At 37.0% G+C, this 15196-nt stretch carries 17 protein-coding genes; all 17 read right to left on the reverse strand.

All coding sequences use genetic code 11. From position 1 onward, the window contains the following. Positions 1-2: 2 nt before the first annotated feature. Positions 3-605 (reverse strand): ribonuclease HII, encoded by a 603-nt coding sequence (locus ACMW72_RS01045; RefSeq protein WP_418366980.1) that lies wholly within the window; start codon positions 603-605, stop codon positions 3-5. 36 nt (positions 606-641) lie between these two features. Continuing rightward, a complete protein-coding gene (gene ylqF, locus ACMW72_RS01050) occupies positions 642-1517 on the reverse strand; it encodes a ribosome biogenesis GTPase YlqF (RefSeq protein ID WP_418366981.1) in 876 nt (291 codons plus the stop codon). Positions 1518-1569: 52 nt separating this feature from the next. Further along, a complete protein-coding gene (gene lepB / locus ACMW72_RS01055) occupies positions 1570-2115 on the reverse strand; it encodes a signal peptidase I (protein WP_418366982.1) in 546 nt (181 codons plus the stop codon). A gap of 70 nt (positions 2116-2185) precedes the next feature. After that, positions 2186-2533, reverse strand: coding sequence for a 50S ribosomal protein L19 (rplS, locus tag ACMW72_RS01060; protein ID WP_418366983.1), 348 nt, complete (start codon positions 2531-2533; stop codon positions 2186-2188). Between the two features lie 112 nt (positions 2534-2645). Beyond that, on the reverse strand, positions 2646-3386 hold the full coding sequence (gene trmD / locus ACMW72_RS01065) for a tRNA (guanosine(37)-N1)-methyltransferase TrmD (protein WP_418366984.1): 741 nt from the start codon (positions 3384-3386) through the stop codon (positions 2646-2648). Positions 3387-3397: 11 nt separating this feature from the next. Further along, a complete protein-coding gene (rimM, locus tag ACMW72_RS01070; protein ID WP_418366985.1) occupies positions 3398-3922 on the reverse strand; it encodes a ribosome maturation factor RimM in 525 nt (174 codons plus the stop codon). A gap of 97 nt (positions 3923-4019) precedes the next feature. After that, positions 4020-4247 carry a KH domain-containing protein gene (locus ACMW72_RS01075; RefSeq protein ID WP_418366986.1) on the reverse strand — a complete coding sequence of 76 codons (228 nt, stop codon included), beginning with the start codon at positions 4245-4247 and terminating at the stop codon, positions 4020-4022. A gap of 50 nt (positions 4248-4297) precedes the next feature. Next, complete coding sequence (gene rpsP / locus ACMW72_RS01080; protein ID WP_418366987.1) at positions 4298-4570, reverse strand: 30S ribosomal protein S16; 273 nt, start codon at positions 4568-4570, stop codon at positions 4298-4300. Between the two features lie 14 nt (positions 4571-4584). Next, the gene (ffh, locus tag ACMW72_RS01085; RefSeq protein ID WP_418366988.1) at positions 4585-5928 is read right to left on the reverse strand and encodes a signal recognition particle protein; all 1344 of its coding nucleotides are present in this window, start codon (positions 5926-5928) and stop codon (positions 4585-4587) included. A gap of 12 nt (positions 5929-5940) precedes the next feature. After that, complete coding sequence (locus tag ACMW72_RS01090; protein ID WP_418367373.1) at positions 5941-6279, reverse strand: putative DNA-binding protein; 339 nt, start codon at positions 6277-6279, stop codon at positions 5941-5943. Between the two features lie 87 nt (positions 6280-6366). Then, on the reverse strand, positions 6367-7350 hold the full coding sequence (gene ftsY, locus ACMW72_RS01095) for a signal recognition particle-docking protein FtsY (protein WP_418366989.1): 984 nt from the start codon (positions 7348-7350) through the stop codon (positions 6367-6369). A gap of 11 nt (positions 7351-7361) precedes the next feature. After that, the gene (smc, locus tag ACMW72_RS01100; RefSeq protein ID WP_418366990.1) at positions 7362-10931 is read right to left on the reverse strand and encodes a chromosome segregation protein SMC; all 3570 of its coding nucleotides are present in this window, start codon (positions 10929-10931) and stop codon (positions 7362-7364) included. A 196-nt stretch (positions 10932-11127) separates the two neighbouring features. Beyond that, positions 11128-11850: a ribonuclease III gene (gene rnc, locus ACMW72_RS01105; RefSeq protein ID WP_418366991.1), complete on the reverse strand. Its 723-nt coding sequence runs from the start codon at positions 11848-11850 to the stop codon at positions 11128-11130. 23 nt (positions 11851-11873) lie between these two features. Continuing rightward, the gene (gene fabF / locus ACMW72_RS01110) at positions 11874-13115 is read right to left on the reverse strand and encodes a beta-ketoacyl-ACP synthase II (protein WP_418366992.1); all 1242 of its coding nucleotides are present in this window, start codon (positions 13113-13115) and stop codon (positions 11874-11876) included. An 89-nt stretch (positions 13116-13204) separates the two neighbouring features. Continuing rightward, entirely contained in the window at positions 13205-13438 is a 234-nt protein-coding gene (gene acpP / locus ACMW72_RS01115; protein ID WP_418366993.1) for an acyl carrier protein, read from the reverse strand. A 64-nt stretch (positions 13439-13502) separates the two neighbouring features. Then, positions 13503-14246 (reverse strand): 3-oxoacyl-[acyl-carrier-protein] reductase, encoded by a 744-nt coding sequence (gene fabG / locus ACMW72_RS01120; RefSeq protein WP_418366994.1) that lies wholly within the window; start codon positions 14244-14246, stop codon positions 13503-13505. A gap of 5 nt (positions 14247-14251) precedes the next feature. Then, complete coding sequence (fabD, locus tag ACMW72_RS01125; protein WP_418366995.1) at positions 14252-15184, reverse strand: ACP S-malonyltransferase; 933 nt, start codon at positions 15182-15184, stop codon at positions 14252-14254. Between the last annotated feature and the right edge of the window lie 12 nt (positions 15185-15196).

Genomic DNA, 15196 nt, shown 5'->3' on the forward strand with positions numbered 1-15196 from the left:
TATTAAAATAAAGTAGGTTGCAAGATATTCGTAAGAAAGCTTTTTCTATGTAAAGGGGTTGGTCCATAAAATTGAATCATTTCCCTATGTAACTTCGTGGCATACCCTTTATGCTGTTTGATTCCATACTGGGGATAAAGTTGATCCCATTCTTCACACAAACGATCCCTAGTTACCTTAGCAATGATAGAAGCAGCTGCAATAGATTGGCTAATGGCATCTCCTTTAATCAGTGAGATTTGAGGAATGTCAAGATCGATTTCTTCAGCATCAATCAGTAACATTTCCGGTTGTACTGCCATTTGTAACACTGCATTTTTCATCGCCAATCTTGCCGCCTGTTTTATATTGATCTTATCGATCGTCTCCACATCAACTCGTGAAATTCCAATCGCAACCGCTTTTTCTTGAATGATCTGATAAAGTTCTTCCCTTTTTTTGGGCGTTAGTTTTTTTGAATCATTGATCCCTTCAATTTCCAAATCAACGGGCAAAATCACACTTGCAGCTACCACATCCCCAAATAAACATCCTCTGCCTACTTCATCAATACCCGCAATGTAACGAATTCCCCTTTGCCATAATTCTCTCTCTTGTGTTAACATCGATTTCTCCTCATTTCTAAAAGCGAAATTTTAGATTCAGATTGTATTTGTATTTGGCTTCGGCTCAATGGTAGGCCTTTCTAAAGAATATGGTCCTAACTTTCCTGTCCGTAATTCCCTAACGATCATTTCAGCTGTTCGGTCAAAGTCAATCTCGCCACCTGATATTAAAAAACCTCTCAACTTGCCAATTTGTTTAATCATTTCTACAGGATCATCATGCAATTCTCCTAATTGATATCTTTCCTTTAATCGATCTGGATAATATTTTGCAAAATATTTAATCACAAACAAAGCAATCTCATCAAAATGTAAGATTTCATCTTTAATCGCACCAGTCACTGCTAATCGTAAGCCTACTTCTTGGTCTTCAAATCTAGGCCATAAAATTCCAGGCGTATCTAATAGTTCTAAGCTTGTCCCCACTTTAATCCATTGCTGACCTTTTGTCACTCCTGGCTTATCGCCAATTCTTGCAACAATGCGACCTGCTAAACGATTAATTAATGAAGATTTACCTACATTAGGAATACCAAGAATCATCGCACGAATGGCCCTTTTATTAATCCCTTTTCGCATTAAGGCCTCTTTTTTTTCAGCAACCAACTCTTCGCTAGCAGTGATCATCGATTTTATACCTTTACCAGTCGTCGAACTAATGGGCAAAGCTCGAATCCCTTGTTTTTTAAAAAATTCCACCCATTCATTTGTGATGATCGAATCTGCTAAATCACTTTTATTTAAAAGGATTAATCTTGGTTTTCCCTTAACCATTTCATCAATCATTGGATTTCGGCTTGATAAGGGAATCCTTGCATCCAGTAATTCCATTACCAAATCAACCAATTTTACCTTTTCGATAATCTGTCTCTTTGCTTTGGCCATATGACCTGGAAACCATTGAATCATCAAAAATTTCACCACCTTATCTAAAGGTAAAAGAAAAAACGATCTTATTCATTGTTCAATGTTCCAATATTGAAATGCGTGAGAAAGGCCAAATAATAATACTTGCCTTCCCGACTACTCTTGAGATGGGTATAGGACCAAGTTCGCGACTATCAGTACTATTATTCCTATTATCGCCAAGAACAAAAACCGTGTCTGCTGGAACCGTAATTGGCCCAAAATCCTTAGTCAACAACAAGCCTTTAGAATGCCATTCTTCTTGCTCTTTAGCTAAATAAGGTTCATCAACCACTTTTCCATTTACATATAACTGGTCATTTTTATATTCAATTGTCTCGCCAGGTAAACCGATAACCCGCTTAATATAATCCTCGTTTTCAGTAGCATGGAAGACGACAATATCACCTCGTTTAGGCGGATGGATTTGATAAACAATCTTATTCATAATTAAACGTTCATTATTATGTAATGTGGGTTCCATTGATGATCCACTAACTACGACGACTGCAAACAAAAAGGTATGTATCAAGAAAGCAAGAATTCCAGCAATTACTAAAGACTTGATCCATTCATAAATTTCTTGAAATAATTTTGTTCTCATCTTTCGTTACCCCTTGTTTCATTATATGTGAAAAAGGGACCTGTTTTACCAAGCCCCTTCTACCCTATCCTTAATAAGTACCTCTTTCTTTAATACGTGCAGCTTTACCGCTTAGTTTACGTAGATAATATAATTTTGCACGGCGCACTTTACCACGACGAACCACTTCAATTTTATCAATCTTTGGTGAATGTAATGGGAATGTACGCTCTACACCAATGCCATAAGATACTTTACGAACTGTAAAGGTGGCACTAACGTTTGAACCACGGCGCTTAATCACTACACCTTCAAAAACCTGAATTCTCTCACGCTGTCCTTCAATAACTTTAACATGAACACGAACTGTATCTCCAGGACGGAATTCAGGTAAATCCGTGCGTAATTGTTCTTTTGCAACTTGCTCAACTAAATTCATTGTTGATTCCCTCCTTCCACACAGACGTTCATAACTGGATCTTGACCCATTAGCGGAACGCCGTAATCAACAAATGCTATTTTAGCATAATTGATTTGTAAATACAACATAGCTATTTTTGATTTTCTATTTCTTTTATTATCTCCTCTAATAAATCTTTTTCTTCTTGAGTGAATGATGTTTCAGCTAACAGATCAGGTCTACGTAAAAGTGTCCTTTTTAAAGCCTCTTTTTTTCTCCATCTCTCAATCTTTCGATGATGACCAGATAGTAAAACCTCTGGAACTCTATAGCCGCGAAATTCCTCAGGACGAGTATATTGGGGATACTCCAGTAAACCAGTACTAAAAGAATCCGTTTTTGCTGATCCTTCGTTTCCTAAAACACCAGGCAATAGACGAACAACACTATCGATGATCACCATCGCTGCTAATTCGCCACCTGTAAGGACATAATCACCGATTGAAAGTTCATCTGTCGCTAAATGGTCACGAATACGCTCATCAAATCCTTCATAATGACCACACAGAAAAATCAAATGTTTTTCTTTACTTAATTCTTCAGCCTTTTTTTGCGAAAATCTCTCACCTTGGGGGGTAAGCATGATGATTCTTGCCTTATCATACCCAGGAATCGCTTCAACTGCAGAAAAAATCGGCTCCGGCTTTAATACCATACCATGCCCACCACCATATGGATAATCATCAACCGTTTTATGTTTATTCGTGGAATAATCACGAAAATTTATGGTTGATATGACAACCGCTCCTTTTTCTTGTGCCTTTTTTAAGATACTTGATTGTAAAACTCCGTCAAACATTTCAGGAAATAATGTTAAGATATCAATTTTCATACTTTCACCTTTTATGATAGTAAACCTTCCATTATTTCAATAACGATTTTTTTATTTATAACATCAACATCTTTCACAATATCATCGATATATGGAATGTAAAACTCTTTTTTTGACCTTTTTCCTCTTACAACCCAGACATCGTTTGCTCCAGGTCTTAAAATCTCAGTCACTTTTCCAATTTCTTCACCATCTGTTGTCACCACAATGCAACCAATAATTTGATGATAATAATATTCTCCTTCTTCCAAATTCCCTTGTTGATCTTTTGTTATCCATAAATAATAACCGCGAAACTTTTCTACTTGATTAATATTATCAAATTCTTTAAATTTCAAAAGATATATATTCTTGTAAGGTCGAGCTTTTTCTACCGTAAAACGATATTCAGCGGGATTTTCTTCTTTCCCTACATAGAGTTGATTGTCCTCTTGAAAGCGTTGTTCTGGAAAATCTGTATGGAGATAAACTTTCAATTCTCCTTTAATCCCAAAAGTATTTACAATCTTTCCAACTTTAATATATTGGATTTCCATTTGTTTCCTCCTATTTTCTTTTATTCGTTTGCCTATTGTTACAATACCCAATTTACGTAGTATGAAAAAAGGTGAGGTTTTCTCCCCCACCTTTTCCTTAGATGATTTCTATCATCACCCGTTTGTTCTCTTTTACACCTGCGGCACTAACAATTGTTCGAATCGCTTTAGCAATACGACCCTGTTTTCCGATAATTTTGCCCATATCTTCAGGAGCAACGGATAATTCGTATACGACGGATCGTTCCCCAGTAATTTCGTTAACGCGAACTTGATCAGGATGATCGACAAGTGCCTTTGCAAGTACTTCGACTAGTTCTTTCATAATAGCCCTCCTCAAACAATTTTGCATCTGCTGCAATATTGTTTGGACGTTTATTTACCTTGTCTTAATTCGTGAAACTTCGCTAAAATACCAGCTTTACTTAAAAGATTACGTACAGTATCAGATGGTTTCGCACCGATTTGTAACCATTTTAAAGCCTTTTCTTCATCAATGTTAATTTGAGCTGGTTGGGTTAATGGATTATAAGTACCAATTTCTTCAATAAAACGTCCATCACGAGGAGAACGGGAATCAGCTACAACCAAACGATAAAATGGAGCTTTTTTTGCACCCATACGCTTTAAACGAATACGTACTGCCATGTTGTTCACCTCCTTTACATAAATGGAAACTTGAATCCTTTCTTCCTTTTTCCCTTTTTCGTTAGGGAAGAAAACTGTTTCATCATTTTGCGCATATCTTCAAATTGTTTTAATAGGCGATTCACCTCTTGGATACTTGTCCCACTTCCTTTTGCTATTCTTTTACGACGACTCGAATTAATGATTTCTGGATGAGCTTTCTCCTCTTTTGTCATCGAACGGATAATGGCTTCAACATGACTTAATTGTTTATCGTCTATTTTTAGGTCTTTCATCCCTTTTATCTTGTTCATACCAGGAATCATGCCTAACAATTCATCTAAAGGCCCCATTTTCTTTATTTGTTCTAACTGATCAAGAAAATCATCGAATGTAAATTCTGCTTTACGTATTTTTTTCTCTAGTTCTCGGGCCTTCTCTTCGTCCACAGCAGCTTGAGCTTTTTCAATGAATGTGAGTACATCGCCCATCCCTAAGATACGCGATGCCATTCGATCTGGGTAAAAAGGTTCTAAAGAATCTAACTTCTCCCCTGTACCAATGAATTTAATCGGACAACCCGTTACTGCCTTAACGGAAATCGCTGCTCCACCTCGAGTATCTCCATCCAATTTTGTAAGAATGACACCCGTTAATTGGAGGCGCTCATTGAATGTTTGGGCTACATTAACCGCATCTTGACCTGTCATCGCATCGACGACAAGCAAAATCTCATGAGGATGAATTTTATCCCGAATCTGAGTTAATTCATCCATCAAAGCTTCATCAATATGGAGGCGTCCAGCAGTATCAATAATGACAACATCTCGGTGTTGTTCCTTTGCATATTGAATGGCATTGATCGCAATTTCCACCGGGGACACCTCATCACCCATACTAAAAACAGGCACTTGAAGCTGATCACCTAGAACTTGTAATTGTTTAATCGCAGCAGGGCGATAGATATCCGCAGCAACTAGGAGTGGTTGTTTATTTTGCTTTAATAAATATTTGGCTAATTTGCCAGTATGGGTGGTTTTACCTGCTCCTTGTAAACCCACCATCAAAATGATTGTCGGCGGCTTTGGAGCAATATTCAGTTTACTCTGGCTTCCACCCATTAACTCTGTTAATTCTTCATTCACAACTTTTATTACTTGTTGTCCAGGGGTTAAACTTTTTAGTACCTCCTGTCCTACTGCTCGCTCTTTTACACGGGAGATGAAATCTTTGACGACTTTGAAGTTCACATCGGCTTCTAACAAAGCCAGTCGAACTTCACGCATCGTTTGATTTACATCTTCTTCTGTCACTTTCCCTTTTCCGCGTAACTTATTAAACGCTTCTTGCAGTCGGCCAGCTAATCCTTCAAACGCCATTCTGACCGCCTCCTAATCAATTTGCCTTAACAACTCAATCTTGGCTTGAATCTCATTACATGTTTTATCTTGCCTTTGTTTAAGAATCAATTGAATCTCATCCAAAATTACTTTTCTTTGTTGATATTTTGCGAGTAGTTGCAACTTTTCTTCATATTCTTCCAAAGATTGTTCTGCTCGTTTAATGTGTTCGTAAACAGCTTGTCTGCTAATTCCAAACGCCTCGGCGATTTCACCAAATGAATAATTATCTTGAAAATAGAGTTCCATATATTGTCGTTGCTTTTCTGTTAGCAGATCTTGATAAAAATCATATAGTAAATTTAATCTTGTGGTCTTTTCCAACAAAATGAAACCACCACCTTCGCGTAAAGGGAAACGCCTTTACAGTTCTATATCATAGCGAGATAAAAATAAAATGTCAAGTATTTTTTCCTGTCACTCTTTTTCTTCTAAAAACTCTTGTGCAAAAATGGCATGGACAAATTGCTCAGGATCAAAAACTTGTAAATCATCGATTTTCTCACCAAGTCCAACTAATTTCACCGGAATATTTAATTCGTGATGAATCGCAATCACAATGCCGCCTTTTGCAGTACCGTCCAACTTCGTAAGAACTAATCCCGTTACACCTGCTGTTTCTTTAAATAGTTTTGCTTGTTGCAAAGCGTTTTGTCCTGTTGTTGCATCCAAAACCAATAAGACCTCATGTGGCGCTTCTGGAATCTCTCTTTTAAGCACACGATAAATTTTATTCAATTCATTCATGAGATTGACTTTGTTGTGCAATCTTCCTGCGGTATCACATAGTAGGACGTCAAATCCTCTTGATTTGGCTGCTTGCAAGGCATCATAAATGACAGCAGCTGGGTCAGCTCCTGCTTGATGTTTAATGATATCAACTCCCACTCGCTCTGCCCATACTTCCAATTGTTCAATCGCACCTGCACGGAAAGTGTCGCCTGCAGCCAAAAGAACTTTTTTTCCTTCTGATTTTAGCTTATGAGCTAATTTCCCAATAGTCGTCGTTTTCCCTACACCATTTACTCCTACAAATAGGATCACGGTTAATTCGTTTTCCTGTAAATTGATTTCATAAGACTGGCCAGTGTTTAATAGCTCGACGATTTTCTCAATTAAAATCGGTTTTAATTTTTCAGGATCTTCAATCTTTCTTACTTTTACCTCATTTCGTAATTCTTCCATTAAATCTAAAACGGTCCGAACACCGACATCGGCACTAATTAAAATTTCTTCAAGTTCTTCATAAAATTCTTCATCAATTTTTTTCTTTCGAACAAATAAATCTTCAACTTTTTCAAAAAACGCACCTCTTGTCTTTGATAACCCTTCCTTAAATTTATTTGTCACTTCTTCTGTTTTTGCAGCAATACTCTCTTTTAATTTTTTAAAGAAACCCATGACGATCCTCCTTATGCAGGTTGCATTTCTTCTATTTTTTCTAATTTAACAGAAACCAAACGGGAAACTCCTGACTCTTGCATTGTTACACCATAAAGAACATCTGCTTCTTCCATTGTTCCCTTTCGATGTGTGACGACGATAAATTGGGTATCATTTGCGTATTCACGCAGGTATTTGGCAAATCGCGTAACATTGGCTTCGTCTAAAGCTGCTTCAACTTCGTCTAAAACACAAAAAGGAACTGGCTTTATTCGCAGAATAGCAAAAAGTAATGTAATGGCTGTTAAAGCCTTTTCCCCACCAGATAATAAAGCAAGGTTTTGTAATTTCTTCCCTGGCGGTTGTGCCACGATTTCGATTCCAGTTTCAAGCAAATGATCTGGTTCCGTTAATAAGAGATCTGCTCTTCCACCCCCAAACAATTTAACAAAGATCATTTGAAATTGTTCGCGGATAGCATCAAAGTGTTCTTTAAAACGTTTGTTCATCTCTTGGTCTATTTCAGCAATCACTTGGTAGAGTGTTTGTTTTGCTTCAACTAAATCTTGTTTTTGCGAAGTTAAAAACTGATATCTTGCAAAAATGCGTTCATATTCTTCAATTGCTCCAAGATTTACTTCTCCTAATTGTTGAACTTGCTCTTTTAATTCTTTCACTTCTTGCTTGATTTGTTCGATGTTTTCAACATGTGAAATTTGAGTTTTTGCCCATTCATAACTCATTTCATATTCTTTTGCAAGTTGAGCGAGTAAATTCTCTAATTCTACATCAAGACGATTTAATTTCACTTCTAATTGATGAAGCTCTTTTTCAATCATTTTTTGCTTCTTTCGCCATTCTTTTACATTTATTTCTTCAGTTTCCATCTCTTGCAAAACTTTAAGTCGATTTTTTCTTTTATCGTTTAGTATCTTTTGACTTTCTTCTTTTTGAGTGCGAAGTGCTTTAATTTCTTGAATCAAAATGTCTTCTTGTTTTTGTTCATCGATCAATCCTTCTTCTAACTCAACAAGCATTTGTTGGTTTTGTTCAATGGTTTGCAACAATTCATCGTGTTCAGTTTGCAAACGCCCCACAAGATGGACGACACCATCTTTTTGTTGTTGTAAACGAGCCAATTCAATCTTTAATTTGGTAATTTTCTGATTCGTTTCATTTTTCGTCGATTCATCTTGCTGACGAATCGACTCTGCAGCTTCGATTTTCTTTTTCAGTTCTTTTTCTTGTTGATTGTCAGCTTCTAGATTTTTTTTCAGTTGTTCTTCTTTGACCAACAACTGATTCCTTTCCAACTTCGTATCTTCAATTTCCTGTAGCAAAACATGTATCCTAGTTTGAATATTTTTCAACTCATAGGTATATTGATTCCATTTTGTCTTTAATTCTTGCTCTTTATTTCGATGCTCTTCACCACTTAAACGAATTGCTTCGATTTTCTCTTGGATCGAATGCTCCTGAAGTTTTAATTTTTCTAGTAAAACGGTTTGCTGGACTAGATCCTCCTCTATCCTTTTTATCTGTGTAGATAATGTCTCAATTTCCCGCTGCCTACCCAACAGGTTCGTACTCTTATTTTGAATGCTTCCACCTGTCATTGACCCACCAGCATTAACGACATCCCCATCTAGGGTAACGACACGATAATGGTACCCCATCACTTGAGCAATTTCTCCTGCCGTTTTTAGATCGCTAGCAACCACGATTTGTCCTAATAAATACTCCATGATGGATTTATAGTGGGATTTGGTTTGAATGAGGTCAACAGCAACACCAATAAAACCTTTCATTCCCTCTATTTTTTTTAGCTCTGAAGGATAAATTCTTTTTCCTTTGATGACATTAAGGGGTAAAAAAGTTGCCCTTCCTAACTTTCTGTCTTTTAAGTAGTTAATTGCATTTCTGCCTGTAGCCTCATTTTCTACCACAATGAACTGTAATGCCCCACCTAGAGCGATTTCAATGGCGGTTTCAAATTGTTTTTGAACATGAATAATTTCTGCAATCGCCCCGTGAATACCATTCATTTGACCTTTTTCTCTCAGTTTAAGGATTTCTTTTACCCCATGTTGAAAACCTGAAAAATCCCCTTGCATTTCCATTAGAACTTGTTGTCTTGAGCGCAATGATTCTAATTTTTGCTGGGATTGTTGAATTTCTTTTTGTTTGTTCCCAATCTGCTCTGCTATCGTTCGTTTTTGAGAAATCGCCTCTTGATATTCCTGTGATAATCTATCAATTTCATTTGTAACAACATCAAGTTCTTTCTTCACTTTCTCTATTTTATCCTGAGTTTGTACTTGTTCCTTTTCAAGGGAATTGAGTTCTGATTGCAATTTTTCTAAACGATATTGGAGATGATCTTTCAAGCTTTGAAGATGCCTTAATTCATTGCGAAGAGAAGCCATATGATTTAACAGTTCAAAATATTCATCTTTTAAATGCTCAAGTTGCTCATGATAATGGTTTAATAATTGTTCCAACGATGCTTGTTCTTGCGCAAGGATTTGCGTTAGAGACTCAATTTCTTGATTTACTTCTTCTAAGCGTTTCTTTTGCTCTTCCCATTGAGCGGTTAGATCTAACTTTTTCCTTTGGAGAATTTTCATATTTTCGATCGTTTGACTTTGCAGACTTTTTTGGTTTTTTGTCCTTTCTCTTACTACTTCCCGTTTTCCCTCTGTTTTTTCTAATTCTTCACTTACGTTTAGTATTTTTTGGTGAAGCTCTTCAATTTCCCTCTCTAATTGACCTGCTAACAAGCGTTTTTCTTCAATGACAGCATTGTATTGACTAACCTTTGTACTTATTTCCAACTGTTCTTTTATCAATTGTTTTTTTTGCTTTTCTGCTTCTTGCCATTCTTGATGAAGTTTTTCAATATCATGGACATAGATTTGAACATTTTTTTCCTTTAATTTCTTTGTCAGTTCTTTATACTGTTTCGCTATTGTTGCCTGCTTTTTAAGAGGGTCAAGTTGATCTTCTAGTTCAATGATTAAATCATCGATACGAAGTAAGTTTTGTTCTGTCTCTTCTAGTTTTTTTTGTGCCTCCTTCTTTCTCGTTTTATATTTCACAATCCCAGCAGCCTCTTCAAAAATACCTCGTCTTTCTTCAGGTTTGGAATTGATTATTTCTTCAATACGCCCTTGACCGATAATGGAATATGCTTCTTTTCCTAAGCCAGTATCCATGAATAAATCTGTAATGTCCTTTAAACGACAAGGTTGTTTATTTATAAAATATTCACTCTCACCAGATCGATAGACTCTCCTTGTTACCGTCACTTCACTATAATCCACTTTTAGTGCCCGATCTATATTATTTAACGTAATCGACACTTCACAATAGTTCAAAGGTTTTCTCGTATCACTTCCAGCAAAGATTATATCTTCCATTTTGTTCCCGCGAAGGGTTTTTGCACTTTGTTCCCCTAAAACCCAACGAATCGCATCGGTTATATTACTTTTACCACTACCATTTGGTCCAACTACTGCTGTGATTCCAGGTACAAATTCTAATTCCGTTCGATCAGCAAATGACTTAAAACCTGTTAGTTCAATGCTTTTAAGATGCATATCATATAGTCCTCTCCTTAAAAAAACTCAAGAGTACAATTTTTATTTTATCACATCACATAGGAGAATACTTGGTTAAAATAGGTTTGTATATTCCAATGCGCTTTGTTGTCTGTGTCTCCCAAAAGGGAGCCATTGCTCCAAAGCCTATACTTTCTAAGTATGTAAAGAAAAGAAAAGCCTCCATTTTTGAGGCTTATTCTTCTTGATTTAAAATATGAATGTTTTTATTCACACCTAGTTGTATTAAGGCTTGATTTGCAGCTCGTTGTTCAGCTTCTTTTTTACTTTTTCCAACTCCATGGCCATAAGTTTTGTCATTAATTTTTACTTCTGAATGAAACTCCCGATCATGAGCAGGGCCCGTTTCACTTACAATTTCATAGTGGATGTGGCCAAGATTTTGGTGTTGAACGTACTCTTGTAATTGACTCTTATAATCATGGATCTGAAAAAAGTCACCATGTTCCACTTTGGGAAAAACATATTTTGCTAAAAATTGACGGACCGTATCTAAACCTTGATCAAGATATAATGCTCCAATAAATGATTCAAATACATCGGCTAAAAGTGCGGGGCGTTGTCTTCCTCCAGATATTTCTTCACCTTTTCCTAATAAAATATAATCGCCAAAATTCAAAGATTCAGCAAATTCAACCAACGAAGGCTCACAAACGATTGCAGCACGGAGTTTCGTCATCTGTCCTTCTTTCATTTGTGGAAACATATGAAAGATATAATCAGATACAGTTAATTCTAAAACCGCATCCCCCAAATATTCCAACCTCTCATTATCTTTTAAATGACGATGTCGATGTTCATTTACATAAGATGAGTGGGTAAAAGCCTGCTTCAATAGATTTATATTACGAAATTGAATACCTAAATTCTTTTGAAGCAGGAAAAAATCAACCGCCACTTTATTCACCACCCAATCATTGTCTATTCTTCGTACTTCTTCATGATTATTGTTGCATTATGTCCACCAAATCCCAAAGAATTGGACAAAGCAATCCGTATATTTTGCTCCCGGTATTGATTGGGAACATAATCTAAATCACAATCTGGATCTGGCGTTTCTAAGTTGATCGTGGGAGGAATTTTTCCTGTTTTTAATGCTAGAGCAAGAGCAATTCCTTCAACTGCTCCAGCAGCTCCAAGGAGATGCCCTGTTACCGATTTGGTTGAACTAATTGCCAAACGATAGGCGTGTTCGCCAAAAGTCGATTTAATTGCTAACGTTTCGAATTTGTCGTTTAATTCCGTAGAAGTACCATGAGCATTAATGTAATCTACATCTTCAGGTTTTATACCCGCTTTTTGAATCGCCATCTTCATCGCTCTTGCGGCACCTTCACCATTTGGGGCAGGGCTGGTTAAATGATAAGCATCTCCAGTAGCACCATAACCAATGATTTCGGCATAGATTTTAGCCCCTCGTTTTTTAGCATGTTCTAAAGACTCAAGAATTAATATTCCAGCTCCTTCACTCATCACAAATCCATCGCGATCTTTATCAAAGGGTCGGCTTGCTTTTTTGGGTACGTCATTGCGAGTAGATAATGCTTTCAATGATGCAAATCCAGCAACGGCTAAAGGTGTGATCGTCGATTCTGTTCCACCAGTAATCATCACATCTGCATCTCCACGGCGGATGATTTCAAATGCATCACCAATGGCATGTGTTCCTGTTGCACATGCAGAAACTGGAGCACTATTCGGACCTTTTGCACCAATTAAAATGGAAACTTGACCTGAAGCCATATTGCTAATTAGCATGGGAATGAAAAAGGGGGAAACGCGTTTTGGTCCTTTTTCTAATAAAATTTTATGTTGTTCCTCAATTGTATGAAGACCACCAATACCTGAACCAATATATACTCCTACTCGATGGGCATTCTCTTCATTAATTTCAAGCCCTGAATCGTTTAGCGCCATCTTTGCTGCAGCAATGGCAAAAAGGGTAAAGCGGTCCATTCTTTTTACTTCTTTTTTATCCACCCATTCTTCTGGATAAAAATTCTTCACTTCCCCAGCGATTTTTACAGGAAAATCGGATGTATCAAATTGAGTAATATAATCAATCCCTGACTTTCCTTCTAATAAAGCATTCCAGAATTCATTTAAATGATTTCCTACCGGTGAAATGACTCCCATTCCTGTAACAACAACTCTGCTTTTCATGTTAACTTAACACCCCTAAAAAGTGAAAAAATGATCGTAATTAAGTGAAGAGAAAGTCCCGAAATAACGGGACTTTTAAAACTTTAAACTTACTGATGAGCTTTAATATAGTCAACAACTTCCCCAACCGTGGAGATTTTTTCAGCATCCTCATCAGAAATCTCAAGTTCAAATTCATCTTCTAATTCCATCACTAATTCTACAATATCCAAAGAATCAGCACCTAGATCTTCCTTAAATCTGGAATCTAGAGTAATCTCTTCTTCATCAACCCCTAAACGGTCAACAATAATCTTTTTTACACGATCAAAAATGTCTGCCATTCCTCGTCACCTCCTCCCTCGTATTATACGAAAATCAACCATAAAAAACTAGTATATGAAAAAACTAGTACATCACCATACCACCGTCAACATGAATAATTTGTCCTGTCATGTAATCTGCATCATCTGAAACCAAGAATTTTACTACTTTTGCTACGTCTTTTGGCTTACCAAAACGGGCTAATGGGATTTGGGCTAAAAGGCTATCTTGTATCTCCGATGATAATTTTGCCGTCATATCTGTTTCAATAAAACCTGGAGCTACGGCATTTACAGTAATGTTTCTTGAAGCAAATTCTCTCGCTAACGTTTTTGTTAGACCAATAACTCCGGCTTTAGCGGAAACATAATTCGCTTGACCAATATTCCCTAGGATCCCAACGACTGAAGTAATATTGACGATTCTGCCTGATCTTTGTTTCATCATTGGTCGACTAACCGCTTTGCTGGTTAAAAATACGCTTTTTAAATTGGTATTAATCACCTGATCCCAATCTTCTTCTTTCATACGTATGATTAAATTATCCTTTGTAATTCCAGCATTGTTCACTAAAATGTCAATTTTGCCAAAATATTGTAGCGCTTTATCAATTAGGGAATTGACTTCTTCGCTATTGGAGACATCTGCTTTTACTAAAAGACACTGTCTACCTAATTGTTCAATTTGACTAGCAACCTCTTCAGCTGCTTGCTGGCTTTGATGATAATTAAGAACGATATCTGCCCCTGCTTCTGCTAATGTTAACGCAATCTCTCTCCCAATTCCTTTTGATCCTCCAGTGACAATTGCCGTTTTGTTAGTAAGCATCTTGTTCATCTCCATCCCTTCTGAAACTGATCAAAAGATTCTAGATCTTCGATCGAGTAGGTTGTTACATTTCGATTGATTTTCTTTACTAATCCAGTTAATACCTTGGATGGCCCTACCTCAATAAAAGTATCTACCCCTTGATGAATCATCCATTCGATACTTTCTGACCATAAAACAGGAGATACTACTTGCTCAATTAAGTTAGATTTAATACGCATCGGCTCAGTTTCAGCTAGGGCTGTGACATTCATGACAACTGGGGTTTGTGGTTCTTTTATCTTAAGATTAGCTACAAGGGGTTGTAATCGATCCCTTGCTGGTTTCATTAAACGGGAATGAAATGGCCCACTTACAGATAAAGGAATAATCCGCCTTGCCCCTTTTTCTTTTGCTCTCTGAGATGCAAGTTCCACTCCTCGCTTTGTACCAGAAATAACGATTTGCCCCGGTGAGTTCATATTTGCTAATTCAACAACATGTCCTTCTTCTGTGACTTTGTGGCAAACCATTTCTAATTCTTCTCGATCCATTCCCATCACTGCAGCCATTGTCCCTTCTCCATGTGGTACAGCTTCCTCCATAAAAAGTCCCCGTTTTTCTACTAATTTTAGCGCTTCTTCATAGGGAATACTTTCAGCTGCTGTTAATGCAGTATACTCACCTAAACTATGACCAGCCATAAAATCGGCCATAATCCCTAGTTTCTTTACAACTTCCCAAATAGCTAAACTTGTTACATAAATGGCTGGCTGGGTATACATGGTAATTCTTAATTGATCTTCTGGCCCATCAAAGCAAAGTTTTGATAACGGGAAGCCTAGAATTACATCGGCTTTTTCGTAAACTTCTTTTGCTTCTTGAAATTCTTGATAGAATTGATGGCCCATCCCAACATATTGGGAGCCTTGACCAGGAAATAATATCGCTGTTTTCATATTGCTCATCCC

Origin of the sequence: Tepidibacillus sp. LV47 (genome assembly GCF_048381575.1) — a bacterium.
Taxonomy (GTDB): Bacteria; Bacillota; Bacilli; order Tepidibacillales; family Tepidibacillaceae; genus Tepidibacillus.